This is a genomic window from Pseudochrobactrum asaccharolyticum (genome assembly GCF_003314995.1).
GTDB classification, from domain to species: Bacteria; Pseudomonadota; Alphaproteobacteria; order Rhizobiales; family Rhizobiaceae; genus Pseudochrobactrum; species Pseudochrobactrum asaccharolyticum.
In genome coordinates, this window is the sequence record NZ_QNRH01000001.1 from 893,901 (window position 1) to 917,558 (window position 23,658).

Annotated in this window: 29 protein-coding genes; 18 read left to right on the top strand and 11 right to left on the bottom strand. The window is 55.4% G+C overall.

All coding sequences use genetic code 11. The annotated features are described in order from the left end of the window. The first annotated feature begins 1 nt into the window (after position 1). Both DFR47_RS04165 and DFR47_RS04170 read left to right on the top strand, forming a co-directional pair. A complete protein-coding gene (locus DFR47_RS04165; RefSeq protein WP_197283953.1) occupies positions 2-328 on the top strand; it encodes a conjugal transfer protein TraD in 327 nt (108 codons plus the stop codon). 1 nt (position 329) lies between these two features. Then, a complete protein-coding gene (locus DFR47_RS04170; protein WP_050742841.1) occupies positions 330-602 on the top strand; it encodes a conjugal transfer protein TraD in 273 nt (90 codons plus the stop codon). 235 nt (positions 603-837) lie between these two features. Here the strand turns inward: DFR47_RS04170 and DFR47_RS04175 are convergent, their stop codons facing one another. Both DFR47_RS04175 and DFR47_RS04180 read right to left on the bottom strand, forming a co-directional pair. Continuing rightward, on the bottom strand, positions 838-2,205 hold the full coding sequence (locus DFR47_RS04175) for a sensor histidine kinase (RefSeq protein WP_245416432.1): 1,368 nt from the start codon (positions 2,203-2,205) through the stop codon (positions 838-840). Continuing rightward, positions 2,202-2,918, bottom strand: coding sequence for a response regulator (locus DFR47_RS04180; protein WP_050742840.1), 717 nt, complete (start codon positions 2,916-2,918; stop codon positions 2,202-2,204). The genes DFR47_RS04175 and DFR47_RS04180 overlap by 4 nt, the downstream gene beginning before the upstream one ends. Positions 2,919-2,927: 9 nt before the next feature. Between DFR47_RS04180 and DFR47_RS21980 the strand changes: the two genes are divergently transcribed. The 10 genes from DFR47_RS21980 (at position 2,928) to DFR47_RS21710 (ending at position 11,452) form a co-directional block, all read left to right on the top strand. Beyond that, on the top strand, positions 2,928-3,443 hold the full coding sequence (locus DFR47_RS21980; RefSeq protein ID WP_197283952.1) for a hypothetical protein: 516 nt from the start codon (positions 2,928-2,930) through the stop codon (positions 3,441-3,443). 129 nt (positions 3,444-3,572) lie between these two features. Then, positions 3,573-4,067: a sterol desaturase family protein gene (locus tag DFR47_RS04190; RefSeq protein ID WP_245290094.1), complete on the top strand. Its 495-nt coding sequence runs from the start codon at positions 3,573-3,575 to the stop codon at positions 4,065-4,067. Beyond that, positions 4,064-4,342 carry a cysteine rich repeat-containing protein gene (locus DFR47_RS04195; RefSeq protein WP_245290093.1) on the top strand — a complete coding sequence of 93 codons (279 nt, stop codon included), beginning with the start codon at positions 4,064-4,066 and terminating at the stop codon, positions 4,340-4,342. Before DFR47_RS04190 ends, DFR47_RS04195 begins: the two co-directional genes overlap by 4 nt. Positions 4,343-4,348: 6 nt before the next feature. Then, positions 4,349-5,647, top strand: coding sequence for an efflux RND transporter periplasmic adaptor subunit (locus DFR47_RS04200; protein ID WP_050742837.1), 1,299 nt, complete (start codon positions 4,349-4,351; stop codon positions 5,645-5,647). Beyond that, positions 5,644-6,807, top strand: coding sequence for an ABC transporter permease (locus DFR47_RS04205; RefSeq protein ID WP_050742836.1), 1,164 nt, complete (start codon positions 5,644-5,646; stop codon positions 6,805-6,807). The genes DFR47_RS04200 and DFR47_RS04205 overlap by 4 nt, the downstream gene beginning before the upstream one ends. After that, positions 6,804-7,523, top strand: a complete 720-nt coding sequence (locus DFR47_RS04210; protein ID WP_050742835.1) for an ABC transporter ATP-binding protein — start codon at positions 6,804-6,806, stop codon at positions 7,521-7,523. Before DFR47_RS04205 ends, DFR47_RS04210 begins: the two co-directional genes overlap by 4 nt. Positions 7,524-7,836: 313 nt before the next feature. Continuing rightward, a complete protein-coding gene (gene istA / locus DFR47_RS04215; RefSeq protein WP_113943065.1) occupies positions 7,837-9,342 on the top strand; it encodes an IS21 family transposase in 1,506 nt (501 codons plus the stop codon). Beyond that, positions 9,342-10,184, top strand: coding sequence for an IS21-like element helper ATPase IstB (gene istB / locus DFR47_RS04220; RefSeq protein ID WP_210207252.1), 843 nt, complete (start codon positions 9,342-9,344; stop codon positions 10,182-10,184). Before istA ends, istB begins: the two co-directional genes overlap by 1 nt. Before the next feature lie 299 nt (positions 10,185-10,483). Continuing rightward, complete coding sequence (locus tag DFR47_RS04225) at positions 10,484-11,119, top strand: SH3 domain-containing protein (RefSeq protein WP_078706666.1); 636 nt, start codon at positions 10,484-10,486, stop codon at positions 11,117-11,119. Positions 11,120-11,131: 12 nt separating this feature from the next. After that, the gene (locus DFR47_RS21710) at positions 11,132-11,452 is read left to right on the top strand and encodes a hypothetical protein (protein WP_050742834.1); all 321 of its coding nucleotides are present in this window, start codon (positions 11,132-11,134) and stop codon (positions 11,450-11,452) included. Positions 11,453-11,486: 34 nt separating this feature from the next. Here DFR47_RS21710 and tnpC read toward each other — a convergent pair whose 3' ends face one another. The 4 genes from tnpC to DFR47_RS04250 all read right to left on the bottom strand — a co-directional run bounded on the left by tnpC (position 11,487) and on the right by DFR47_RS04250 (position 15,434). After that, positions 11,487-13,019 carry an IS66 family transposase gene (gene tnpC, locus DFR47_RS04235; protein ID WP_050742833.1) on the bottom strand — a complete coding sequence of 511 codons (1,533 nt, stop codon included), beginning with the start codon at positions 13,017-13,019 and terminating at the stop codon, positions 11,487-11,489. Between the two features lie 69 nt (positions 13,020-13,088). Beyond that, entirely contained in the window at positions 13,089-13,445 is a 357-nt protein-coding gene (gene tnpB, locus DFR47_RS04240; protein ID WP_113943066.1) for an IS66 family insertion sequence element accessory protein TnpB, read from the bottom strand. Further along, positions 13,442-13,888, bottom strand: coding sequence for an IS66-like element accessory protein TnpA (gene tnpA / locus DFR47_RS04245; RefSeq protein WP_050746558.1), 447 nt, complete (start codon positions 13,886-13,888; stop codon positions 13,442-13,444). The genes tnpB and tnpA overlap by 4 nt, the downstream gene beginning before the upstream one ends. A gap of 817 nt (positions 13,889-14,705) precedes the next feature. Further along, the gene (locus tag DFR47_RS04250; protein ID WP_113943067.1) at positions 14,706-15,434 is read right to left on the bottom strand and encodes a hypothetical protein; all 729 of its coding nucleotides are present in this window, start codon (positions 15,432-15,434) and stop codon (positions 14,706-14,708) included. Between the two features lie 490 nt (positions 15,435-15,924). On the opposite strand from DFR47_RS04250, the gene DFR47_RS04255 reads away from it, so the two are divergent. Continuing rightward, positions 15,925-16,290 carry a thioredoxin family protein gene (locus tag DFR47_RS04255; protein ID WP_113943068.1) on the top strand — a complete coding sequence of 122 codons (366 nt, stop codon included), beginning with the start codon at positions 15,925-15,927 and terminating at the stop codon, positions 16,288-16,290. 105 nt (positions 16,291-16,395) lie between these two features. Here DFR47_RS04255 and DFR47_RS04260 read toward each other — a convergent pair whose 3' ends face one another. The 3 genes from DFR47_RS04260 to DFR47_RS04270 all read right to left on the bottom strand — a co-directional run bounded on the left by DFR47_RS04260 (position 16,396) and on the right by DFR47_RS04270 (position 17,793). Next, positions 16,396-16,932, bottom strand: coding sequence for a hypothetical protein (locus DFR47_RS04260; RefSeq protein WP_113943253.1), 537 nt, complete (start codon positions 16,930-16,932; stop codon positions 16,396-16,398). 139 nt (positions 16,933-17,071) lie between these two features. Then, positions 17,072-17,407, bottom strand: a complete 336-nt coding sequence (locus DFR47_RS04265; RefSeq protein WP_113943069.1) for a hypothetical protein — start codon at positions 17,405-17,407, stop codon at positions 17,072-17,074. Positions 17,408-17,553: 146 nt separating this feature from the next. After that, positions 17,554-17,793: a DUF982 domain-containing protein gene (locus DFR47_RS04270; RefSeq protein ID WP_113943070.1), complete on the bottom strand. Its 240-nt coding sequence runs from the start codon at positions 17,791-17,793 to the stop codon at positions 17,554-17,556. A 504-nt stretch (positions 17,794-18,297) separates the two neighbouring features. Here DFR47_RS04270 and DFR47_RS04275 point away from each other — a divergent pair. The 5 genes from DFR47_RS04275 to DFR47_RS04295 all read left to right on the top strand — a co-directional run bounded on the left by DFR47_RS04275 (position 18,298) and on the right by DFR47_RS04295 (position 22,288). Continuing rightward, positions 18,298-18,633, top strand: a complete 336-nt coding sequence (locus tag DFR47_RS04275) for a DMT family transporter (protein WP_113943071.1) — start codon at positions 18,298-18,300, stop codon at positions 18,631-18,633. A 167-nt stretch (positions 18,634-18,800) separates the two neighbouring features. Continuing rightward, on the top strand, positions 18,801-19,649 hold the full coding sequence (locus tag DFR47_RS04280; RefSeq protein WP_113943072.1) for a mechanosensitive ion channel family protein: 849 nt from the start codon (positions 18,801-18,803) through the stop codon (positions 19,647-19,649). 228 nt (positions 19,650-19,877) lie between these two features. After that, positions 19,878-20,318, top strand: coding sequence for a PACE efflux transporter (locus DFR47_RS04285; protein WP_113943073.1), 441 nt, complete (start codon positions 19,878-19,880; stop codon positions 20,316-20,318). Positions 20,319-20,588: 270 nt separating this feature from the next. Continuing rightward, complete coding sequence (locus DFR47_RS04290) at positions 20,589-20,984, top strand: PliI family lysozyme inhibitor of I-type lysozyme (protein ID WP_170137435.1); 396 nt, start codon at positions 20,589-20,591, stop codon at positions 20,982-20,984. Positions 20,985-21,073: 89 nt separating this feature from the next. Beyond that, positions 21,074-22,288 carry a GGDEF domain-containing protein gene (locus DFR47_RS04295; protein WP_113943075.1) on the top strand — a complete coding sequence of 405 codons (1,215 nt, stop codon included), beginning with the start codon at positions 21,074-21,076 and terminating at the stop codon, positions 22,286-22,288. Between the two features lie 60 nt (positions 22,289-22,348). On the opposite strand, the gene DFR47_RS04300 is transcribed toward DFR47_RS04295, so the two are convergent. Together DFR47_RS04300 and DFR47_RS04305 are read right to left on the bottom strand one after the other, a co-directional pair. After that, complete coding sequence (locus DFR47_RS04300; RefSeq protein WP_113943076.1) at positions 22,349-23,110, bottom strand: SIMPL domain-containing protein; 762 nt, start codon at positions 23,108-23,110, stop codon at positions 22,349-22,351. A gap of 83 nt (positions 23,111-23,193) precedes the next feature. Further along, positions 23,194-23,634, bottom strand: a complete 441-nt coding sequence (locus tag DFR47_RS04305; RefSeq protein WP_113943077.1) for an NUDIX hydrolase — start codon at positions 23,632-23,634, stop codon at positions 23,194-23,196. Positions 23,635-23,658: the final 24 nt, after the last annotated feature.

The following is a 23,658-nucleotide window of genomic DNA, read 5'->3' on the forward strand; positions in this document are numbered from 1 at the left end:
GATGCGCAAGCCACGGGACTTCGATGCGGAACTGAAGTCGCTGGAAGACAAGGCGCGAGACCTGAAAGCCCGCAAAGTGCAACAGCTTGGCGAGCTGGTCATCTCGACTGGCGCCGACGCCCTCAGCGCCGAGGAACTGGCGGGCGCGCTGATCGTGCTGGCCGAAACCAAGGAAGCCGGAAAGAGGGAGGCGTGGGCGAAGCGCGGGGCCGCGTTTTTTCAGGGCCGATCGCGGCGATCTGCTCCGGCATCTGAGCGCGACAACGGCGGCGCTCCGGCGCAATCGGGCGGCGCGCAACCGCCATCAGGCGGCACGGGCGCGGCATGACATGCGAAGCTGGCAGGTCGAGCGCCGCAAGCGCACGCGGCATCTGATTGAGCTGGGTGGTCTCGTCGTCAAAGCCGGGATCGTGGACCTGACCGGCGACGATCGCGCCATGATCTACGGCGCGATGATCTGGATGGCGGACAAGTTGCAGAGCGAGGACAGCGAACGGGCGCGGGCGCTGTGGGCCGGAAAGGGGAAAGAGGCGTTCGAGGCGGAACGTGACGGCATGAATCTCACTTCGGTTGCGACCAGCACGACAGGGCGTGAGCGATAGCGGGCGGTGCGGAGACCCCACATATCGCAGCGCCGCCCGCTATCGCGCGGCTTGCCGCGCAAAATTGATGTGGATCAGGAAGTCGGAGTTTCGCATACCTCGCGTAAGGTCCGACTGAAGAGATGGTTGAAGATGCGATCGCGATCTTCCGCGTTGTCCCGGATCAGCGCCCTTGCGATTGAAGGCGATTGGCGTCGTCTCGGGCGCAGATGTGATAAGAGTCGTTGACCCAAGGCTATGCCTTTTGAGATTCGAATAGTGGGAAGCGGATTTCTACACGGGCTCCGCCTTCGGGACGGTTGCCTAGAACTATCGTCCCGCCTTGGGCTTCTACAAGGTTTCTAACCACAGCAAGGCCAAGCCCGGCCCCACCGGTTTTGCGGGCACGCGAGGGCTTCGCGCGAACAAACGGTTCCAAAAGAAGATCGATTTCGCCTTCAGCAATGCCCGGACCATTGTCTTCGACCAGGATGACCGCTGTGTTGTCGCGCTCCTTTAGCGTAACATTTGCGATCTGCCCATGCTTCATGGCGTTGTCGACGAGGTTCGCGAGGATTCGCCTGACTGCGAGGCGATCGACTATAACGAGTATCTCTCGATATTGTGGCGGGGATTTCAGGGCCACATTCCAGCCCGATGCCTTCAGATCGGCGGTCTCCTGCTCGACAAGGGCGACGAGATCCAGAAGCTCTTCATCGAGTGCGCCGACGCCGGCCCGGGCGGTCAGCAGAGCGTTGTCGAGAAGGTCAACCATATCGGCGATATCGCGGATCGCCTTCTCCCGCTCTGTCGGATCGCAGATGTGGTCGATTTTCAGCCGCAGACGCGTCGCAAAAGATCGCACGTCATGTTGAACGCCGCTGATGAGCGCGAACCGGCTGCTGATTATGGACTGAAGCCGGTTCTGCAGCCGCTCGAATGCCTTCACGAGAGCAACGGTTTCCGGCGTCCGGAAAGGGATTTTGGTCAACTGCACCGGCTCCACGGAGGGATCCATCCTGTCCACCGCGGCTGCAAGCTGGGTCAACGGTCGTATTTCCCGGTGAAGAAGAATGAAGGCAGCCAGCGCGAAAAGCGTTCCCACCAAGCCGGCACCCATGCCGGCCGGAAGACCGAACAGTGTGACGATAAACGGCGTCTTTGTTTGCAGCCGCGCGATGGCGCCATCGTTCAGCCGCACCCGGAACTCGATGGGGTCTATCGCTCCTGCCAACAAACGCGGCCGCCTGGCACCGGATTCGGCAGCGCCAAGTCTACTGATCGAAACAAGCCTCTCTCCCAGCGCATCGCGGTAGCCGGCAAACTCCGGCAGATCTTCCATATGCTCGCGCGTGACCGGTTCCGGCGCCGTCACGCCGGGCGGATCGATCTCCACGGTCAGGACGGACGAACCGATCGCCGCAGCAAGTTTTCTGCGCGCTTGCGGTCCGGCCTCCGACAATACATCTGCCACCATGAGAATCTGGGTGGTGGGGGGATAGGTGGAGATGCGACTGAGGCCGTTCGACCAGTAGTAAAACGCCACGAGCGCGATCCAGGCGGTCAAAAGGAACGTTACGCCTACGCCGAGGATCCGAGCGGACAGCCCAAGACGGAACATCATAGTACCTGCCGCACCGGCACCGTCAGCAGATAGCCGCCGTTGCGGACCGTACTGATCAGGGTGTTGCCGGGGCTGAGACTCTCCAGTTTCTTGCGCAGCCGCGACACCAGGATGTCGACCGTCCGGTCGAGCGGATCGGCATTGCGGCCATGCGTCCAGTCGAGAATCTGATCGCGAGAGAGAACGCGGCGAGGGCGCAGCACGAAGCACGTCAGAAGGTCGAATTCCGCGCTCGTCAGTGTTGCCGGTTCGCCGTCCTCGTCAGTCAATTGGCGAGCATCGAGATCGATGATGAAGCGATCGAAACCGTACCGCCGGCTCGCGGCCTGGAGAGGCTGGGACTGGCTGCGGCGAAGAAGGGCGCGCACGCGCGCAAGGAGTTCGCGCGGTCCGAACGGTTTCGAAACATAGTCGTCGGCACCGACCTCCAGTCCCACCACCCGATCCATTTCGTCGTTCTTGGCGGTCAGCATCAGTATGGGAAAAGCGCCCTCGGAGCGCATGCGACGACAGATCGAAAGCCCGTCCTCTCCCGGCAGCATCAGGTCGAGGATGATCAGATCCGGCCGAACCCTGCGCAGAACATCGTCCAGTTCCAGGCCGTTTTCGGCGGTTCGGACGTCGAAGCCTTCGCGTGACAGCAAGGCTGCGACGAGTCGCCTTATCTCCGGATCATCGTCCACGACGAGGATTGTGCGTACCAAGTCTTCCATGGCCGGAAAATGAACCGAAACCAGAGTGCGATCAAGAATGCGGAGGCCGCTGCTACAATTCTCTACACGTCAGCAACAAAACCGAACATCTCGACACAGGCTGTTTATCGGCGTGATACCGAAAGCGTCGAATCTTGTCCGTATGTCGAATGCACCCGGCTTTCGGCATTCCTGCAAAGTCTCATTCCTGCAAAGTCTGATGACAGAGAGGACAAGATCATGATGAAGACCATCACCGCCGCGGTTCTGGCCGGCACATTTGCATTGACGGCAGCCGCTGACGCAAATGCGTGGAGCCGCGATCGTTCGGTGAGCGGCGCCAACGGCACAGCCTCGATGCACGCAAGCGGCGGCTGCTCGGGCGGCTCCTGCTCGCGCGATGTGACCCGAAGCGGTCCGGACGGCCAGACCTATTCCCGGTCACGAACGGTAACCTGCCAGGAGGGTGGCTCCTGCAGCGGATCGGCGGCCACGACAGGCCCGAACGGCAATACCGTCACCCGTCAGGGGAGCGTCAACTGGTAGTCGACCATAGCCAGTCCGCACCGTGACGAGCCGGCGGCACGCCGAACCCCAGGAAGCCGCCGGCTTGCAATTTCATGATCATCTCGCGCGATATCGAGGCTCGGCCATGCAGTCCTTCGTCCCTTTGTATTGCCGCTGGCCTTTCTTGGCTTTCATCCGTTCGCCATCGTCGCGACGCTCGCGGCAAACCTTGCCTATCAGTTCTTCCTTCATACCGAGCTCTCACCCGGCTTCGGCTCGTTCGAATGGATATTCAACACGCCTTCCCATCATCGGGTGCACCATGCTTCGGACGCCGAGTACCTCGACAGGAACTTCGGCGGCATACTGATCGTCTTCGACCGGCTGTTCGGCACCTTTGCCGAAGCGCCGGACGGCAAGCCGCTGACCTACGGTCTGCGTGGCGGCTCGGCATCGCATCATCCGCTGCGCATCGCGTTTTCCGAATGGAGCGCAATGATACGAGATGTGCGCGCAGCTTCCACGCTCAAGCAAAAAATCGCCGTTCTCTTCGGCCCCGTCACGCGCAAAAAGGCGTCGGCAGCCAAACCTAAATCGCCCACAACCGGGCGAGCGAAGGCTGATGCTCCCCAACAGACAGATCAATGGAAGGAAATATTATGAGTGCCATCAATCGCCTGACCCCGACCCGTTGGCTGAGCATTGCGCTGCTCGCCGCTGCTTGCGCAGCGCCCGCAGCCGCTATGGCTCAAAGCCAGATGACCCCCGAAATGCAGGCGCTGGCGAGGAAAGTCGTCCAGGCTTGCAAGGCTGATCTCAAGCAGTATTGCCAGGGCATTCAGCCGGGTGGCGGCCGGATTGCCGCTTGCCTTCAGGCAAATCGGGCGAACCTCACGCCGAGCTGCCAGGCCGCGCTCGCTGAGGCTCTTCCGAAGTGACGGCTCATGGATCAGACGGTTGAAGATGCGCGCGCTCGGCAGAAGCGAACGGCCAAGGACAAGGACGCCGGCAGAAATGCCGGCGCCCCGCCGGACGGTTTCGCTTCCAATGATGCCAAGGTCATCGGTTCCCGGCCGCCCTCGCGCCCCGGCGGGCGGTTCAGACGTGTTAGCGCCGTCACCATGGCGCTCGCGGTCCTTTGCGTCGTATGGCTGGGCAACCGCTATCTGGTCTCGCACGCCGTCGACCAATTCACCGTGAAACCTGTCGACCTGACTATCGAATTGACCGGCCCCGGCACGCTGGACGCGACGCGCATAAGCGCGGTCAGCTCCCGACTGCAGGGGGTGATCGCGACGATGCGGGTCGATCGCAACGACCAGGTCAGCCAGGGGGATGTCATTGCCGAGATCGTCACCGACGATCTGAAGAGTGAGCTTGGCGCATCGCTGGCCTCGGTCGACGCCGCCCGCAAGGCCGTCGATCTGGCCAACGCCGACCGTGAGCACGCCGAAGCGGTACTCGCCAATGCCCAGCAGAATTTCGATCGCAAGAAAAGGCTACTCGAAAAAACCATCGCAAGCCAGGAATCCTATGATACCGCGGTGGCCACGCTCCGGCAGGCCGAAGCCGATCTCAAGCGGTCACGGGCGGCGATAGAGCAGGCCAAGGCTCAGGAAACCTCGGCCGCCGCGACTGCGGAGGCCCAGGGGGTTAAACTCGCTGAAGGAACCATTCGCGCACCCTTCGACGGCGTTGTCGTCTCACGCGATCACTATGTCGGCGACACGATCACACCCGGCGCCGAGATTGTCCGGCTCGTTGATCCGGCTTCGGTCATCCTGTCGGCGCGCTTCGACGAGAGCGCGATTTACCGCCTTTCGCCAGACCAAAAGGCCGTCATCCGGTTCAACGGCGCCGGCAAGGGACATTCGGTGACGGCGACCGTGCTGCGCGTCAGCCGGCAAGTCGACACCGAAACGCGCGAATTTTCCGTCGATATGCACCCTGGAACACTGCCGCCAAACTGGGCCTTGGGTCAGCGTGCGATGACGACGATCGAAGTCGGCACCAGGAAAGGTGTCCTTGCCGTGCCGGTCGGCGCGATCGAAAGGCGACAGGGAAAATCGGGCGTCTGGATCATCGAGAGCGGTCGGGCCTACTGGATCGTGGTGACGCTCGGAGACACCGGCGGGCCGTTCGTGGAGGTCGTGCATGGACTTCAACCGGACGATGTCATTCTGAGCGAGCCGCGCGATGCCTATTACGGCATGAAGATAGCCGAAGGTGGAACAAGGCGATGAATCTTGCCTTCAAGGACGTCAAATACAATTTCCTGCGCTTTCTGCTCACGACGGCAGGCGTCGGCTTCCTGATCATGGCCTCGACCGGAATGGTCGGTCTTTACCGGGGTATCGTCGGAGATGCGCTTCTCGTGGTGGATAAGATCGGCGCGGATCTCTGGGTGGTCCAAGGGGGCCGGGCCGGGCCCTTCTCCGAAAGCTCTGCCGTTTCAGCAAACATGGACCGGCGCGTCGAGGGTATCGCCGGCGTATCTGTGGTCCGGCGCTTTGTTCAGATCAGTCAGCAATTCAGCTTCGAAGGACGTGATTTGCGCGCCTCCATCACCGGCCTCGATTTTCCAAAGGATCGAGGAGAGTGGGTTGAGCTGCAGCGAGGACGGTATCTGACTGCCGGGCACTTCGAGGCGATCGCCGACGAAAGTATCGGGCTCTCGCTGGAGGACCGGGTGCGCCTGGGTCAGGATGACTACCTGATCGTCGGTCTGACGCGCGGCATGGTCGACGCCAGCGGCGATGGACTGATGTTCGTTACCGTCAACGACGCGATGGCGATCGCAAAGCGGCGCACCAGCGAAGAGGTCTTGCTGGCGCGCAACGCGGCGGGCAGGACGGGAGCTGCGGATGCCTCCGAAAGTTCCGTGCCGCAGGACAGCAAGATCGCCGCCGTTCTCGTCAGCCTCGACAAGGGGGCGAACGAGGATCGGGTCCGAGCCGATGTCCTTGCATGGGGCGATGCCAACATCCTGTCGCGTGCGGACCAGCGGGACCTTTTGCTGAACCAGCGCCTCTGGCGCCTCAGACTGCAGATTCTGGCTTTTACCGGCGTCCTGCTGGTGGTGATGGCGATCGTCATCTCCCTCATCATCTATATGCTGACGATGGAAAAGCTTCATCAGATCGCCATGCTGAAGCTCATCGGTGCGCGAAACAGCGTCATCGTCGCGATGATCGCCCAGCAGTCCTTCCTGATCGGCGCTGGTGCGCTTGTTCTCGGATTGGCGATGTCGAAACTGGTTTTCCCGTTCTTTCCGCGAAGGGTTGTCATCGATCCATGGGATTTCGCGGGTCTTGCGCTCGCCGTAGGAGCCGTTTGCGCCTTTGCGAGCCTGCTCGGGATCTGGAGGGCGCTGAAAGTCAGGGCGCAGGAGGTGCTGTCGTGACGGCCGAGCCGATCCTGTCGGTGCGCGATGCCACCCGGCATTACCGCAGCGGCGACAGCATCGTCAAGGCGCTCGACGGGGTCTCGCTGGATATCAATGCCGGCGAGCTGGTTGCGATCCTCGGACCGAGCGGATCGGGAAAAAGCACGCTGCTTCTGATCGCCGGCCTGCTGGAGCCGCCAACCGAAGGCGAGGTGAGAATTCGCGGCGCCCTCGTTTCGAAGGCAGGAGAAGAGCTCGACAGGCTGCGCGACTTCCGACGACGTAATATCGGTTTCGTGTTTCAAAAGGCCAACCTCATTCCCTTCCTGACGGCTTCGGAAAATGTGGCGCTGGCAATGGAAATCGATGACGTGCCTGCCCGCGATGCCCGCCGCCACGCCGAGCGGCTGCTGGCAGGGCTCGGTCTCGGACATCGCATCGGCAATCGCCCATCGCGGCTTTCCGGCGGCGAACAGCAACGCGTGGCGATTGCCCGCGCTCTCGCCAACGATCCCACCCTCATCCTGGCGGACGAGCCGACCGCAGCGCTCGACGGTGTTCGCGGGCGTCAGGTGATCGAACTCTTCCGTCAGATTGCCGACACGAGGGGAGCCGGGATCGTGGTTGTGACACATGATCCCCGGTCGCTCGATCTCTTTGACCGGACGATCGAGCTGACCGATGGTCGCGTCGTCGGCGAACGAGCGGGGCCGGACCGCCTGCAGGTTCTCTGAGTCCGGCCATGCAACAAAAAGCTACAAATTTCTACGTCCGCGAGATGGGCGAGCGATGTTCGGGGCCTAGCCTCGCGGTTGGAAGGCTCCGCAGTCTGCGCGGCGACGATTACGGTGGCCGGTTTAGCGACAACTATGATGGCCGGTAGGATCGGTTGTCTGGCCCGATCGTAGGAAGGGGCGTAGCCCCGACCGGAGAGCGGGTCAGACAACCGATGGCGATCTTTTCCCCTTCCTTTTTCGGGGTATGGGTCAGGGCTGCGGCGAGCGGTGGTATCGGAACACTCATCAAGCATAAGGGCGATGAGGTGCGATGCCGGGTTCCCACATTTCTGATCAACAGGTGTTTCTTTTCATGGTTGAACGTCGCAATCACACTCAGGCCGTCGCGGCCGCCAAGGCCGGTATCAGCGAGCGCAGCGCGCGCAGGATCGAGAAGGATCTTCGCTTACCCTCCCAGAAGAAGCGTAGGCGCCACTGGCGCACCCGTGCCGACCCTCTCGAACAGTTCTGGCCGCGCGTGGAAGAGTTGCTGCAGATCGAGGGCATTATCGCCGTCACCATCTTCGAGACGCTCCAGGACGAGTTTGGCGAAGAAGCCGTCCCCGACAAGGTAAGGCGCACCCTCGAACGCCGGATCGCCCGTTGGCGAGCCCTGAACGGAGCCGAGAAGGAGATTTTCTTCCCGCAACACCATGAGATCGGCCGGCAGGGTCTTTCAGACTTCACCGTATGCGACGGTCTCCGGGTCACCATTGCCGGTGACCCCTTCGACCATCGTCTCTATCATTTCCGTCTGGCCTGTAGTGGCTGGGAACACGCTGCGGTCGTGCTCGGAGGTGAGAGTTTCGCCGCTCTGTCTGAACATCTGCAGGATGCCCTGTGGAAGCTGGGCGGCGTGCCGGCGGAACACCGCAGCGATTCACTCTCGGCTGCCTACAAGAACCTCGACGTCGACGCCCAACGCGATTTCACCCGCAGCTACGAAGACTTGTGCGCCCATTACGGCATGCTCGCCACCCGCAACAACCGCGGCGTAGCCCACGAGAATGGCTCGATCGAAGGTCCCCATGCTCACCTCAAGCGCCGGCTCGACCAGGCTTTGCGCCGCCGAGGCAGCCGCGATTTCATCAGCATCGAGGCCTGGCGTGAGTTCGTCGAGGCTGAGGTCGCCAAGCAGAACCGGCGCCGCGCGGCGCTCATCGATCAGGAGCGACGTGTGCTGCGATCATTACCCGCGCGCCGGACAACGGATTTCGCCATGCTCAGCGTCGATGTCACCCGCAATGGCACCGTCAGCATCGAGCGGGTCCTCTATTCGGTTCCCTCCAGACTCGTCGGCCAGCGTCTCCATGCTCATCTCTACGACGACCGCATCGAGCTCTTCCTCGGGCCGGACAGGGTGATGACCACGCCCAGGGTGCGGGTGAAGTTTCCGGCCCGCGCTCACCACATCGATTTCCGACATGTGGTCGCAAACCTGCGGCGTAAACCCGGCGCTTTGCGGCATCTGGTTTACCGTGACGCCCTGTTCCCCAACCACGCCTATCGGCGGGCATGGCAAGCTTTCGATGCCCAACTCGACGCACGGCAGGCCTGTCGCGACGCCGTCGCCCTGCTCGACATCGCCGCCAGGGGCAACTGCATCGATGCACTGGCCCGGCGGATCGACGCCGCACTCGATGCCGGCCAACTCCCCGATGTTACCGCGTTGAAGGACGAGTTCCTGCCGACCACCAGGACGCAACGCGATGTTACCATCCCGCCACCGGATTTGTGCGCCTACAACAGCCTGCTCGCCAGCGTGGAGGTTCACTGATGACCCGGACCAAAGATCAGGCCGCTGCCGTGCTGCCCACACTGCTCAAGGCGTTGCGCCTGCCAAGCATCAACCGCAACTGGAAACGGCTGACCGACACCGCCGATCGCGATGGCTGGCCCGCGGCCAACCTTCTCGCTTCGCTGCTTGAGATCGAGATGGCAGAACGCACGTCCCGGCGCATCCAGCGTCATCGCGACCAGTCCGGCCTGCCGGCGGGCAAGACCTTCGCCACCTTCGACTTCGATGCCGCACCTGGCATCCGCAAGCCACATCTGCTCTCGCTCGCAAGCGGCCAGGACTGGATCGCCAGTGGCGGCAACCTGCTCGTGTTCGGGCAGTCCGGCACTGGTAAGACGCACGCCGTCTCAGCCATCGGCCATGCCCTCATCGATGCCGGGTGCCGGGTCCTGTTCTGCTCCACCACCGATATGGTCCAGAAGCTCCAGGCCGCACGGCGCGATCTCAGCCTGCCATCCATGCTCGACAAGCTCGACAAATACGATCTCATCGTGCTCGATGACCTGTCCTACGTGCGAAAGGACCAGGTCGAGACCAGCGCCCTGTTCGAGCTCATCGCCCATCGCTACGAGCGTCACTCGATCGCCATCACCGCCAATCAGCCTTTTTCCGCTTGGGATAACGTTTTTCCAGACCCCGCGATGACGGTCGCCGCTATCGACCGCCTCGTACACCATTCCACCATCATCGAGATGAACGGCGAGAGCTACCGCAAACGTTCCGCCATCGCCCGCAGAGAACCCAGGCAGGACATTGCCGAGCCGCAGGTCACGCCGAGCGACAATTACCCGCTCGACCACACCGACGACCGGCCATCGTAATTGTCGCTGACTTCGCTCTCGCGAGCAGCAGGCATGCGGCAACGCAAAAGCCAGGGTAATTGTCGCCAGCGTCAATTACCCGTGCCGCCCTCGTGACCGCATCCACCCCAAAACCATGATCGTCAGCGACAACTAAAACAGCCCGTAATTGTCGCTGGCCGTTGCCTCCGACCCAGACTCATGATAGCCAAAATCTACCACTCGGCGCTGCCGTCTACCGGCCATCGTAATCGCCGCCGACCGGACTCCATAATTGTCGCGCTGCACCGCAGTCGCGGTCCATCATAAGGGATAGGGATATGATCAAGAGATTATGCATCGCGATCGTCATGGTATTTGCCATGGCATCCATGGCTGCGGCGGCGACCGTTGCAGTTGCCACCGGCAACGTCAATCTAAGGGCCGGACCCTCGACGGGATATCCTGTCGTTGTCGTCGTTCCGGTCGGCGCACGCATCGTCACCCATGGCTGTCTGCCGGGCTACACCTGGTGCGATATCGGTTTCGGCAGCTACCGGGGCTGGGTGTCGGCACGCTATGTTCAGGTGGTCTACAATGGTGCCCCGGTCGTCCTGTCGCCGGCCGTTGCCGCAAGTGTCGGGGTCGCCGTTGTTGCCTTCAACAAGGCCTATTGGGACAACCACTACGCCAGCTATCCCTGGTACTATCGCGGCCCCGCCTATTACGGCCAGGCGGCTCGCAGCTGCGGACCAAACGGCTGCTCCGGCACGGTAACAGGCCCCTATGGCGGCACCGCCTCCGGAGCCCGTGGATGCGGTCCCCGCGGCTGTGCTGGCGCTGGCACAATCATCGGCCCCAATGGGGGTAGTGTCCAGGGCGCCCGTAGATGCGGTCCCTATGGTTGTGTCGGCGGCTATCGCGCCGTCGGTCCGAATGGCGGCACGCGAAGCGGCGCAGGGCATTTCCGTTGGTAAAGGAGACTGCCCATGTCGTCTCACCGCGTGCGATGGACGCTGCTTTTATTGACGTTGTTTCTGGCTGGTGCTGGTCCGTTTGAACTGGCACTTGCCGGAATGGACGGCAGCGAATTCGAGGAAGAGCCGTTGGAATTTTTTTGCATCACGCCGGATGGCGGTCGGGGAGAGGTATGCGTGAGTCTCTATCTTGACGAGGATGGATACCAGGTCTGCCTTTCCGACGAGGCTGCCGAAACGGAACGCTGCGTGAGCTACTATAGTCAACCGGACTATCCGGGCGATGACTACGATTCTCTAGCGACCTCAACCGTCCGCCTGATCGATTGCTAACCCTCGGTACGGTTCTTATTCGTAAGCGCTGTTGTCAGGCCACGGCCCTGAACTCGGGAGCCTGAATGTAGGCCCAGGGGAGGAGATCGTCGATCTGGCTGTTGGGGTGGCCGTTGACGATCCTGGTGAGCACGTCGGCGAGGTAGCCGAGCGGCTCGACGCCGTTGAGCTTGCAGGTTTCGATCAGCGAAGCGACGACGGCCCAGTGCTCGGCGCCGCCATCCGATCCAGCGAAGAGTGCATTCTTGCGGTTCAGCGCGATCGGGCGGATCGAGCGTTCGACGGTGTTGCTGTCGATCTCGATGCGACCGTCGTCGAGGAAGCGCGAGAGGCCATCCCGGCGCGAGAGCGTGTAGCGGATCGCCTCGGCGAGCTTTGTCTTCTGGCTGATCAGCTCGAGCTTCTCGCGCAGCCAGGGTACGAGATCGGCGACGATCGGGAGGCTCTTTTCCTGGCGCACGGCACGACGCTGCTCCGCCGATCGTCCACGAATGTCATCTTCGATTCTGTAGAGCTCCGCGATCCGCCGGAGCGCCTCGCTGGCGATCGGCGCGGGACCGGCTGCGGCAAGTTCGTAGAAGCGGCGGCGCACATGTGCCCAGCAGAAGGCGAGCGTGGCACCGCTCTTGTCGGCGAGCACGCGATAGCCACCATAGCCGTCGACCTGCAGGATGCCAGTAAAGCCCGCCAGATGAGTGATCGGACGTTCGGCCTTTCGGTCCGGCGCATAGACATAGGCGACGCCCGGCGGGTCGGCTCCTTGCCACGGCCGATCATCGCGGGCATAGGCCCAGAGTTGCCCGGTCCTGGTCTTGCCACGGCCGGGATCGAGCACCGGCGCCGTCGTCTCGTCGGCGAACAGTTTTGGCGAAGCCTTCAACTTCGCCAGCAGTCGCTCGTGCACCGGACGCAGGTGCCAGGCGGCGCGGCCGACCCAGTCGGCGAGCGTCGAGCGGTCGAGATTGATGCCCTGCCGGGCGTAGATCTGCGCCTGGCGATAGAGCGGCAGGTGATCGGCGTATTTGGAGACCAGCACCTGGGCGACGGTCGCATCGGTCGGCAGGCCGCCTTCGATCAGCCGGCCGGGAGCCGGAGCCTGAACGACCACATCGTCGCAGGCGCGGCAGGCGTATTTGGGCCGGCGCACCACGATCACGCGCAGCTGCGCCGGAACGATGTCGAGCCGCTCGCTCACATCCTCGCCGATCCGGTGCAGGCCATTGCGACAGCACGGACAGACGTGATTGTCGATGTCGACGATCGTTTCGATGCGAGGCAGATGCGCCGGCAGCGCGCCACGGTTGGCTCGCCGCTTTGTGGCGCGCTCATTGCGTTCGCGCGGGTCGACACGTTCGGCCTCTTCCTCGCCGGCGGCCTCGATCTGCTCGGCCTCTTCGAGGCCCAGCAGCAACTGGTCTTCCGGCAGCGTCTCGGCGCGCCGGCCGAAGCGGTGACGCTGCAGTTCCCTGATGATCTGGATCAGCCGCGCATTCTCGACGTCGCGCGCCAGGACCATCGCCTTCAGCGCATCCGGATCGTCGGGAAGCTGGTCCGCCGTCATCGCCATGAGCGGATCAGACCATATTCGCCGGCACCGGGCGACCGTGGAATCCGGGCTGATTCACTTGGTCGCGGATCAACCCGCCTGCGCCGGAACGCGCGTCGGGCGGGCTTCATGGACCCGTCGCCAGTCGAGACCTTCGAGCAGCGCCGACAGCTGCGCGGCGGTCAGCCGCATGATCCCGTCCTGCACCTTCGGCCAGCGGAACTCGCCATCCTCCAGCCGCTTCGCATAGAGGCAGACGCCGGTGCCGTCCCAGAAGATCAGCTTGATCCGGTCCGTGCGCTTGGCACGGAAGACATAGACCGCACCGCTGAACGGATCGGCGCCCATCGTCTCGCGCACCAGCGCGGCCAGCCCCTCCGCGCCTTTGCGGAAGTCCACCGGCTTTGTCGCCACCATGACCTTGACGGCGCCAGTCGGCCCGATCACGACGTTGCCTTCAACGCACGGATCACCGTCGCAACCGTCCTGGCGTCGGCGCCACGGCCGACCCGCATCGCAACGCCGTCGATCTCCAGCTCGATCACGCCGGCGTCTGGCGCGGCCTTCCGCTTCCGCGTCGATCTCGCGCGCTTCCCCGACGGTTCAGGCTCCGGCGCCGCAATCACCGCCGGAACAAACAATGGCTCCGGTGCCGGCGCTCCCGCCAATGGCTGACGCGCGGCCCGACGCCAGGCGAACAACTGCTGCGGGGACAATGCATATCGCCGGGCCACTGCGCTCACGGTCTCGCCGGCATCGTAGCTTTCCGCCACGATCCGAGCCTTCTCCTCCGGCAACCATTCGCGCCTCCGGCCGGAACCCGTGAAAACCTCGAACCGCCGCGCGGGCTCAGGATCGCTGGATTTAAGCGTAAACTCTGAAATCGTCATGTGTCGAAGCCCTCAAAGGCTCCGAACATCGTCGCTCACGACCACGCGCGAAAGGTGCCGCCGGAACAGCGCTTACGCTCAAACCACTTTCAGGCGTCATTTTGTAGGGCTATAGCGTAAGCGTAGTGATCATCACTATCGGTCGCGGCCCGCCATACTTTTCTGAAAATTCAAAGTTCCTGTAATAGTTTTTCTGCTGCAGAATATGTTGTTGAGGTGTTTTCCAAAGCTGGGTTATTGATGCATCAAGTTCAAATAGAATATCTATTGGGAATAGTTCTTAGGGACAGGGCATTGCTGTGATAATCAAATCGACTGAGGATCACTTCAATGCTCGGCGTGACGATTGACAAGATCGGCTTATCAATAAAAGCGGGAAACGTATTTCAGATGCTTAAATGCACTTCATAACGCAGCCATGAGCTATACAATAGAAAGCTCGAAAGAGTTTGCGCTTTAGAAGGCCCGATGCCAATTATTTGGCTCGTCAGAAGTATCTAGATTTTGCCAAGCTATTGCAGCTACAAATGCCGCCCACGAAAAAAATGAGAGAGACAGCTTTCCAAGACTTAATAAGGTCAATGCAGGAAGATCTTAGACTATAAGAATCTTTAGATATGTCGTTGAGCATTCCTCAGGGAGGGAGCTTGCTATACATTGGGTGGTCTTTTGGCGGAGATCGGCACAGGCTGTCGTGAAGCGGCCAATAATTCGGTAACCGGCTTCTCCTTCAGAAAAATGTTATGCGAAAATTTATTATTGCTTTGAATATCGGACGTTTTTTAATAACTCCCATACAGAGGATGCACTATTAAGGTCACTTTGCCTCGCAAATTGCATTGCATGGTGCGTTGTACATTTCTTTGAGGAAGTTCATAAAGTCTTTTTGAACGTCAGGTTGAACACGTGCTTTTCTGCGCAACACGGACACTAGATTTTTACGCTCCTCATTGCCAAATGTGGCCCCCAACAAAGTGGCATTATCAGTGAGCGCTTGCATAATCTGATTGCGGTTTCCTTTGCTTAAATGAGGCTCGCTAAGATACATTTGAGTGCGACCAAGCATCATTAATATTTTGGTACGCACAGTTTTCAGTTCTGTTGTCGGCACCGCAGCGGCAAAAACTTCGGCAGTTTCTAAAAACATCATCTGAGTTTTTATGAAGAGAAGAAAATTTAAAATCACTTCGTCTTGAAATTTTACAAGGTTCAATCTTTGAGCTTCATGATCAAGCGTCAACCTGCTTTCAGAGTGTTGCATGTACAATTGATCTATTTCCGCTGTCATTCGGTTCAATGTGGCTAATTCTTGGGGTGTTAATCCATTGGGCCCCCAAATACTGTTATCAGTCCACAGCTTTAAAAGTTTTGGTTTCTGATCTGGTTCAGACAATCGTGGTGGAGTGGGTTGTGCCACAAACCATTCAAGGATTTCATTCATACGAACAATGTTGGCGGACGGAGCTTCTGCGCTTGCAGGAGAGATGCTGCCAAGCCAGAGCGCGCTGATAGCTAGAATAGTGCTTAAAAATTTGGTTATTGTCATTTACGCTGTCTCTGATTCTAAAAAATACACTTCTCAAACTCTCTGGAGGGGGGAGGTTTACCGCTGGAATTGAATTACAGGCCGTTTTCGTATCTGATACAAGTCGTTTTACAAAGCAAATATTGGTGCAGTTATACTGCCTGACTACGCTGTTATAGCATTAATTGCAGGCGGTAAAAATTTACGTATGCTAATATTCTTTGACATTCATACTCCTAATTTAAGTATGTATATTTATGAGTACTAGATAGATGCTACCCTGAAAATGTGCAGGCGAACGGCTGAATATCAGGAGCGGATGCCCGATCAATGTTCATTTCATATCTGAATTTTTATTAACTATTGAAAATCTGAAACGCTGTCGTAAGTACATCTAAATGTGCAGTGCAAACATTCAGATGATAAAGACATGAAGGCCTGCGCTGAGAAATGAGACGCGATAGAGCAGTTCAAAGAGGTCTGCAGATACACAAAAATTGAGGAAACTATCATGCTCACCAGCCCCCCACTAAAGTATGAGGCGACAGAAGTCAGCTCTACTGAACTGAACACTATGCTCCGTGAGAACGAGACCGCTATTCTCGTTTATGTGTGGGCGCCATGGTGCCCGCCTTGCAAATCTATGACACCCGCTCTGGATGATGTTGCAGCCGAAATCGGTCAAAATGTGCGCGTGGTCAAACTCAACGCTGTTAGTGAATCGCAAACATTGACTGCTCTTGGCATCGCATCTGTTCCGACATTGTTACTTTTTTCAGCAGAAGGGCGCGAGTTGGCACGGTTCCTGGGGGCATTGAACAGCTCAGCTATTCTCGACTGGATCAGTAAAAACAATACTTTATCGTGCAATGACTGAGCATTATCTTTGTTCATAGCTGAGAGAGCAGGGCGACCGGATGGTAATGCTTTACATATATAAAGCACAAAGCACCTGCTCTCATTATCTTAGCCCAAACAGGATTTATGATGCGGTCGCTTGCCTGTGATCGCGCTTCGCCTGAGCAACACCGGCAGCTTTTTTCTGTCGCCCACGTTCCATCGGGTTGATAAGACTGTTGGCTTGTTTATTGGGAATGTTACGCATTCCTTCATGAGCATGACGCGTATTAAACGGAATTTTGTTTGCTTCAGCATGCTGCTTTAATTCCAGAGCATGCTGTGCATTTTCCACGAGTTCCTGCTTGGCCGCCATCTGACGGCGACGTACAACTTCAGCATTGGTACGACGCATTGCCATCGCCAGAACACTGAGCTTCGTTTTTGAGCCGTCATCCGCTTTTGATGCAGCATTGCCTTTCGGGGCTGCCTTACCTCTGATTTCACGCCGTCTTTGATGTGCCTGAGTTTTGGCTTTTTCGCGTCGCTCTCTGAGAAGCTTTACCAATGAGTTTAAATCAGCATCAGGTAGGGATTGAAGTGCCGGATGGCGTGTTTTGTCAACGAGTGCAAGCTCATCTGCATTCAATGCACGCTCTTCTTCTTTACGGGTGATTGCCACGTTTTTTACCTCCATACAGACATAAATATTTAAACCAACGTGACAGACACAGAATGGTTCCATATCGTCATGCAGTTGCATATTGCCGGTATAAAAGAGGAGATATGCGATTTAGGCCATGAAATTGGGGTCAAAAGACTTAATTGAAATCTTTAAGAACGGTGCTTTCACCTGTGTCCCACGATAATAATCTCCCGCCAATACAGGTATAAAGATAGCTGGAATCGTAAGAACCAACTTCGATAGCTGTTTCCTGATTGGTGTCCTCAAATCTCAGATAATATTCTGAGCGCTCCGATTTGGGTACAAGGGCACTCACAATATGCTCGTAGCAGGCAGCATCTTCTCCGGATAATATCCGCTGCAAATAGCTCTCTATATCAAGGTCTATTTTATCGACAGCAAGTGTATCTGCACTCGCATTTGATACTCCGATAGCGGCTAAACAGGCGAGCGCTATTAAAAGACGTTTCATTCCATGCTCCGAGGTGAATCATTGAGCGCAAGATGCATTTCCTCTGAAGTTAAGTCGAGTTTAAAACGGCTTTGAAAATGACTGATTACCGCATTAAAAAATGAAAATCTTTGATGCTATATGATTGTTTCGAGAAGGTTGAAACTCTATGCTAATAGACCGGAAATTTCAGCGGCTTGCTCAAATGCTAATCGTGCACTTTGTGTGCTTACACTATCATGCGAGCATGTAAGGCAGGCTGTAATGGCTTTTCCCATACTATCCAGATCAAACCGCTCCCACTGAGAGAGCATGAAATTTTCTGCATCAGCAATATTACCAATCGAATGCGTGATACCGTCTGCAATATTAATAATTACAGCTTCATCCCAATAAATTAAATTCATAAGTTAATACCTTCAGTTAAAGGAACGCAGAGATGTCCATAGAGTTCCTGAGAAAATCACCGGATAGATTAAAACTCGATCAAATCGGTTGGCACTAAACAGCAGAAACGAATGCGATGCAGCCGTCATATTTGTGATGAAACCGGAGTTCCCGTTTAATAAGCAGCTTGTATCTAGAAGGGTTGCATTAAGATCGCTACGATTGCAGTGATAGTTATTATGGCGATAAATGCTAAAGATGTATCACTCATGATTACCTCCGGTTTTTACACTTAATGAGGCACGAGAGCTTACAAAAGACCAAGCTGTGATCCTTACCAGTTATGTTTATGAAATAATGTCCGTTCAGACATGAGTATTGCCAGTTAATTTGACAACTTCCAATAATGCAGCATCTTTCACGTTGTGCAGAGAAACTGTGATGATATGCAGAAGAATTGTCTTACTTTTTTGAAAGTTTAAATCATATGCCAGCCAGATCCCGTGTCTGATAAAAGGTGCGCTTTGTTAAAGAACTACATTCTTTTGGCTGCCGCCATTGTGGCAGAAGTCATAGCAACAACGGCTTTGGCGCGCTCGGAAAGCTTTACCAGACTGGTTCCGAGCCTGATTGTGGTTGTCGGTTATGTGGCAGCCTTCGGCCTTTTGTCATTCCCTATGCGGGTTATGCCAGCCGGCATTGTCTATGCCATATGGTCTGGCATGGGCATTGTTTTAATTACTGCGATATCGTGGATTTGGTATCAGCAAAAACTCGACTTTGCCGCTTTGGTCGGGTTGGGTTGCATTATTGCCGGTGTTCTGATTATCAATATATTTTCACGATCCGTGAGCAGTTAAAACCGGAGACTTGGTTTAAAGTTCGCAATTTTATTTTGATTGTATGAAACCCTTACAAGGCAGTTTATTGCGCCTTGTCTAAACACATGAAAGCGCTATTTTGTGTATGTCTAAAGTGTAATTTAGGCATTTCATTGCAATCATTAAGATAAAATTGAAGTTGAAAAATGCAGGAACAAACAGCAGAATTTATTGCAGGCACGAATGCCCTTGCGCTTCAAATATCCAATCTCGTTTTAAGCTATTCCTTATCCACGATCGGCGCGATCATTATCCTGTGTGTCGGCTGGGTTATCGCCGGTACATTGTCAAAATGGACCCGTCAATCACTGTCGAAGCTGAAAGGTTTTGACCATACGCTGATCGGCTTTCTGAGCGCTTCTGTTCGCTATGGTGTTCTGATCGTTGTGCTGGTTATGGTACTGGGGCAGTTCGGCATTCAGACCGCGTCTATTCTGGCTGCATTGGGTGCCGTAGGTCTGGCCATTGGTCTGGCGCTGCAGGGCACACTGCAAAATATTGCGGCAGGCATTATGCTGCTTGTGCTGCGCCCGTTCAAAGTTGGTGAATTTGTCAATGCAGGTGCTATTTCCGGTACTGTCACTGAAATCGGACTATTTTCGACAGAACTAAAAACCTATGACGGGCTTTTCGTTATGGCGCCGAATTCACTGCTCTGGAACACGCCGGTCACCAATTACAGCCGCCATAAAGTGCGTATGCACGATTTTAAGGTTGGCATTGGTTATGAAGATGATGTTCAGAAAGCTTTTGGCATTATCAAAACAATTATCTCAGACCAGAAGGGCGTTCTGAAAACTCCCGAGCCGGTATATTTCGTATCGCAGCTGGCCGATAGTTCCGTTGTGATCAGCTGCCGTTACTGGATTGAATCCGCTCATTATTTCACTGTCAGCAATACAACAACAGAACAGGTGAAAGCTGCTTTCGAGCATGGAGATATTAATATCCCATATCCGCAGGTGACCTATCACCGGTCGGGCAGCTCTAGCTGATTTTCTGCTATCCAAGTTATCCGGTGATGTGTTTATGGCGAGCACATCACCGCATTGCATTTCGGTCATTAGGGAAGCAATTCAGGCTCAAAGGTTGACTTGTCAGAAACGGATGCTTATTTCTCCCTTTCGCAGATAGGAAAACCGCGATCTGCTGATTTTTCTCATTTATATTAGTGCCGGGGCGTGCCGGCTCGTAAGTTAGATTTGCTAGCTGAGGAGCTGACGATGTTCGTTCTATCGCCGTTAAAGCGGCGCATTATCTATGTTACCATTTTTGAAATTATCGCGATTGTTGCATCAACCTTGCTGCTCATGCTGTTGAGTGGCGGTGACGCGCAGGGTTCTTTGCCCATTGCTGTCGTAATCTCCCTGATCGCAGTGACGTGGAACTACACCTATAACCTGATGTTTGAAAAATGGGAGGCGAGGCGACAGGTGGCCGGTCGTAGCGTTGCTGTCCGTGCAGGTCACGCTTTTGGTTTCGAATTCGGTCTCTGTGTGATTATCATTCCGATCTATATGGTTTGGTATTCTGTTGGCTTCTGGAAAGCATTTCAGATGGAAGCAGTTTTGCTGCTGTTTTTCCTGATCTATACATTTGTCTTTACATATATTTTTGATCTGATTTTCGCCCTGCCAAATCATGTAGTTGTCGCAGGCGAATAACCGGCAAACGGCTGTCCTCTGCAATAAAGAGGGCAGCCACAAGGCTTTACAGCGCAGATTATGCTGCTTTGAATAGGGTCCGTAAAAGCCACATCCGGCTTGCCTTAAGACGTCTCTGAACATACCAATGTCTTAATCGCCATGCATTTTAAAGAAGTTGATTAAATTTTTTGAATGTGAGGAAAACTGATGAGATATTCCGCGCATATATTGTCTGCTCTTTGTATTTCAACTTTATTCGCTTTTCCCGCGGCGGCAAAAAATGCCGTTATGATGACACTACCGGATAAACGGGTCGCGGTAATTTCCGAAGGCGATCTGGAGCCAGCATCAATAGGTAGCTATACAGTTGCACTTTATAAAGATGACGGGTTGATTGACTATCTCGGCGGCGGGATTTTTCCCCGTGACGGCTCGGTTTTTGATGACAGCGGCAAACCGCGGATCAGCTTTGCGGACATCACCGGAGACGGTAATCCTGAAATGATAGTGGCCAAGCTGACTGCAGGCTCCGGAAATTATCTGGATGTCGATGTATTGAAGCTCAATGATACTGCGGTTGAACGCGTACTCAATTTTTCCAGCGATACTAAAAAGGATCTGTTCATAGAGGCTAAGCGTGCCTTCACTCAGGAGAACGAGCAGATTAACAAGGGCACACCTTAATCAAGATGAAGCGCCTGTCTTATCAGCGTTACATTTGTAATCTCAGGAAAAAGAAAATTATACTAATGTAAAATAAACAGTTCTCAGATATGAAGCTGATCTCCGGCAAATATCTGAGCTGTATTTTTCCTATGCCTACTCTCGATTACCACACTTTATTCATCATCCTGATCATGAATTCCGCGATTGTAGCGGTAATCTGGGGTGGTGTTGCGCTTGCTTATCGTGATTTCCATGCTGCCAGGCATTGGATGGCAGGATCGCTGCTAACATGCTTCGGAGCATTATTGCTTCTTTTGCAGTATAGCATTGGAGGCGCTTTTCCGGCTGTTGCGGGCAATTTTTTGATTATTGCAGGCTTTTGGCTGTTTTATACCGGACTGCTGGCTTTTTACGGGATCAAAATCTACAGCATTTTGCGTCAGCTCGTTGTAATAATGTCGATCAGTCTGTTTGCAGCTCTTGCTGAATACAGCAACTGGTTATGGCTCGCGGCAGTTCATGGCCTGACCTATCTTGCCGCACTCGTTTGCATGTTTATTTTTCTGGCTGCTCGTCGCCACAAAAGTCCGGGTGCCTATGTTTGTTTAGTTGCAGTTTTGCTGGGGATTGCCTGTCAGGCTTACAATCTTTATTTAACCCTACGCATATCGGCAAAAGATATCGACGTTTCGTACTTCCTCATTCTCTATGCCTATAATTTTCTGGTGATGCAGTTCAGCGCCGGTCTGCTGACATTCGGCTTTTTCATCCTCACGATTGATGCTTTGCGTAAGGAAGTGGAACGTCTTGCCGGTATGGATGATCTGACCGGTTTGCCAACCCGCAAGCGTTTTAATGATGTTCTGAGCCTTGCCGATCAGCAGTTCAAAGATAATGAAACGCCTTATGCCCTGCTGCTGATTGACGTAGATCATTTCAAGAGTTTCAATGACGATATGGGGCATCGCGCAGGTGATGTGATCCTGAAGCATTTTGGCAAGACTGTTTCATCCTTGCTTAAAGTCCGGCAAATTATGAGCCGTCATGGCGGTGATGAATTTTGTATTCTTTTGCCCGCCAGCACTAAAGAACAGGCTGAAACCTTAGCGAAGCGTATCAAAGAGAAGCTATCAGCGGTGCCGATTACGGTGAATACCAAGCCGGTGTTCATAACGGTGAGCATTGGTATTGCGCTGCGCAATTCCGAAAATGCAGACACTGAAGAAACAGATATCTTCGATGAAGCTGACAAGGCTTTATATCAGGTGAAGCGCAACGGGCGTGACGGCTATGCGTTTTATCACGCGGGTGTCAGTGCATAGTGCCAATAAAAAACCCTGCCATGAAGGCAGGGTTCTGAGTGTTGTATAATGTGTCTTATATTACTGTGTGATTTCGAATTTCACAGTAACATTCACATTGTAGCTGTTTTCACCTGCGGAAAGCGGCACGGAGTCACTGGCAGGTTCTGCTGCCATTGCAATCATCTTGGTGCGCGCCATTGGCATCGGACGGCCATTGTTTACATATTCGGTAATTTCAAGCACGCGGCCAACTTTTGCACCCGCAGTTTCGGTCAGAATTTTAGCCTTTTCCATGGCGTTTTCCATCGCCTTTTTACGGGCATCCATCAGAGCTTTTGACGGATCATCATTTACAAAACGCAGGCCGCCGCTCTGGTTTACGCCGAGATCAATGGATTTATCCAGCAGATCGCCAACCTTATTGAGGTCACGTACGCGAACGGTCAGGCCGTTGGTCACGTTATAACCGATGATTTTAGGAGCTTTCAGGCCGTTTTTATCATTCGGATAGGTATAAGTCGGCTGAATATTGACGCCGGAAGTCTGCAGATCACGGTCTTCAATACCGGCTTCCTTCATCGCGCCGAGTACTTTCGACATTGCTTTGTTGTTATCTGTCAAAGCTTCACGTGCAGTTTTTGCTTCACGCAGAACGCTCAGATCAAGAATAGCCATATCCGGTGCGGCCTGAACTTCACCTTCACCGGTGACGACAACGAATGTCTGCTGTTTTTCTGACACATTTTTCTCCTGAGCAAAGGCTGGCTGTGAAAGCGCTCCGGCCATAGAAACCGCAATAAATGCAGAAGCGAGAAGGGCGGCTGTTTTACGATGTGTCATAGTTTCTCCTGATAATGAAATCGGTTTAACTGCTATATTTCAATAGATTACGGAAGTTTTAGGGCTAAAAGCAGGCAATCTGTTTATTGTTTTGTGACAGGCATAAATTCCTTACACAGTGGCAGTAAATAATTTTCTGTGAGTGGTGCCAGTGGCAAATCTACTTTTTGCAGCGGATCAACCCAGACAATTTCCTCAATTTCCGCCGCTTTTGCGACCGGCTGATTGAGGGCAATGCGGAATATTTCAGCTTCAACTGTAAAGCCCGGTTCATTGGCTGCGGGGGCAGAGAAGGCGCCCACATAATGCGCCTGATCTTCAGCAATTGTCAGACCCAATTCTTCCCGCAACTCGCGCTGTAAAGCTGCCACCGGCGATTCACCATTTTCGATTTTCCCGCCAGCCTGCATGAAAGCCGATGTCCCCGCTTTGCGCACCAGCAAAATCCGGTTATCCGGAGCCATCAATATTGCTGCTGCAATATGAATGCGTTTAACCGGTGTTGTTTGTGCAGTCGTGGACATAGGATAAAATTCCTGAGATGCTGG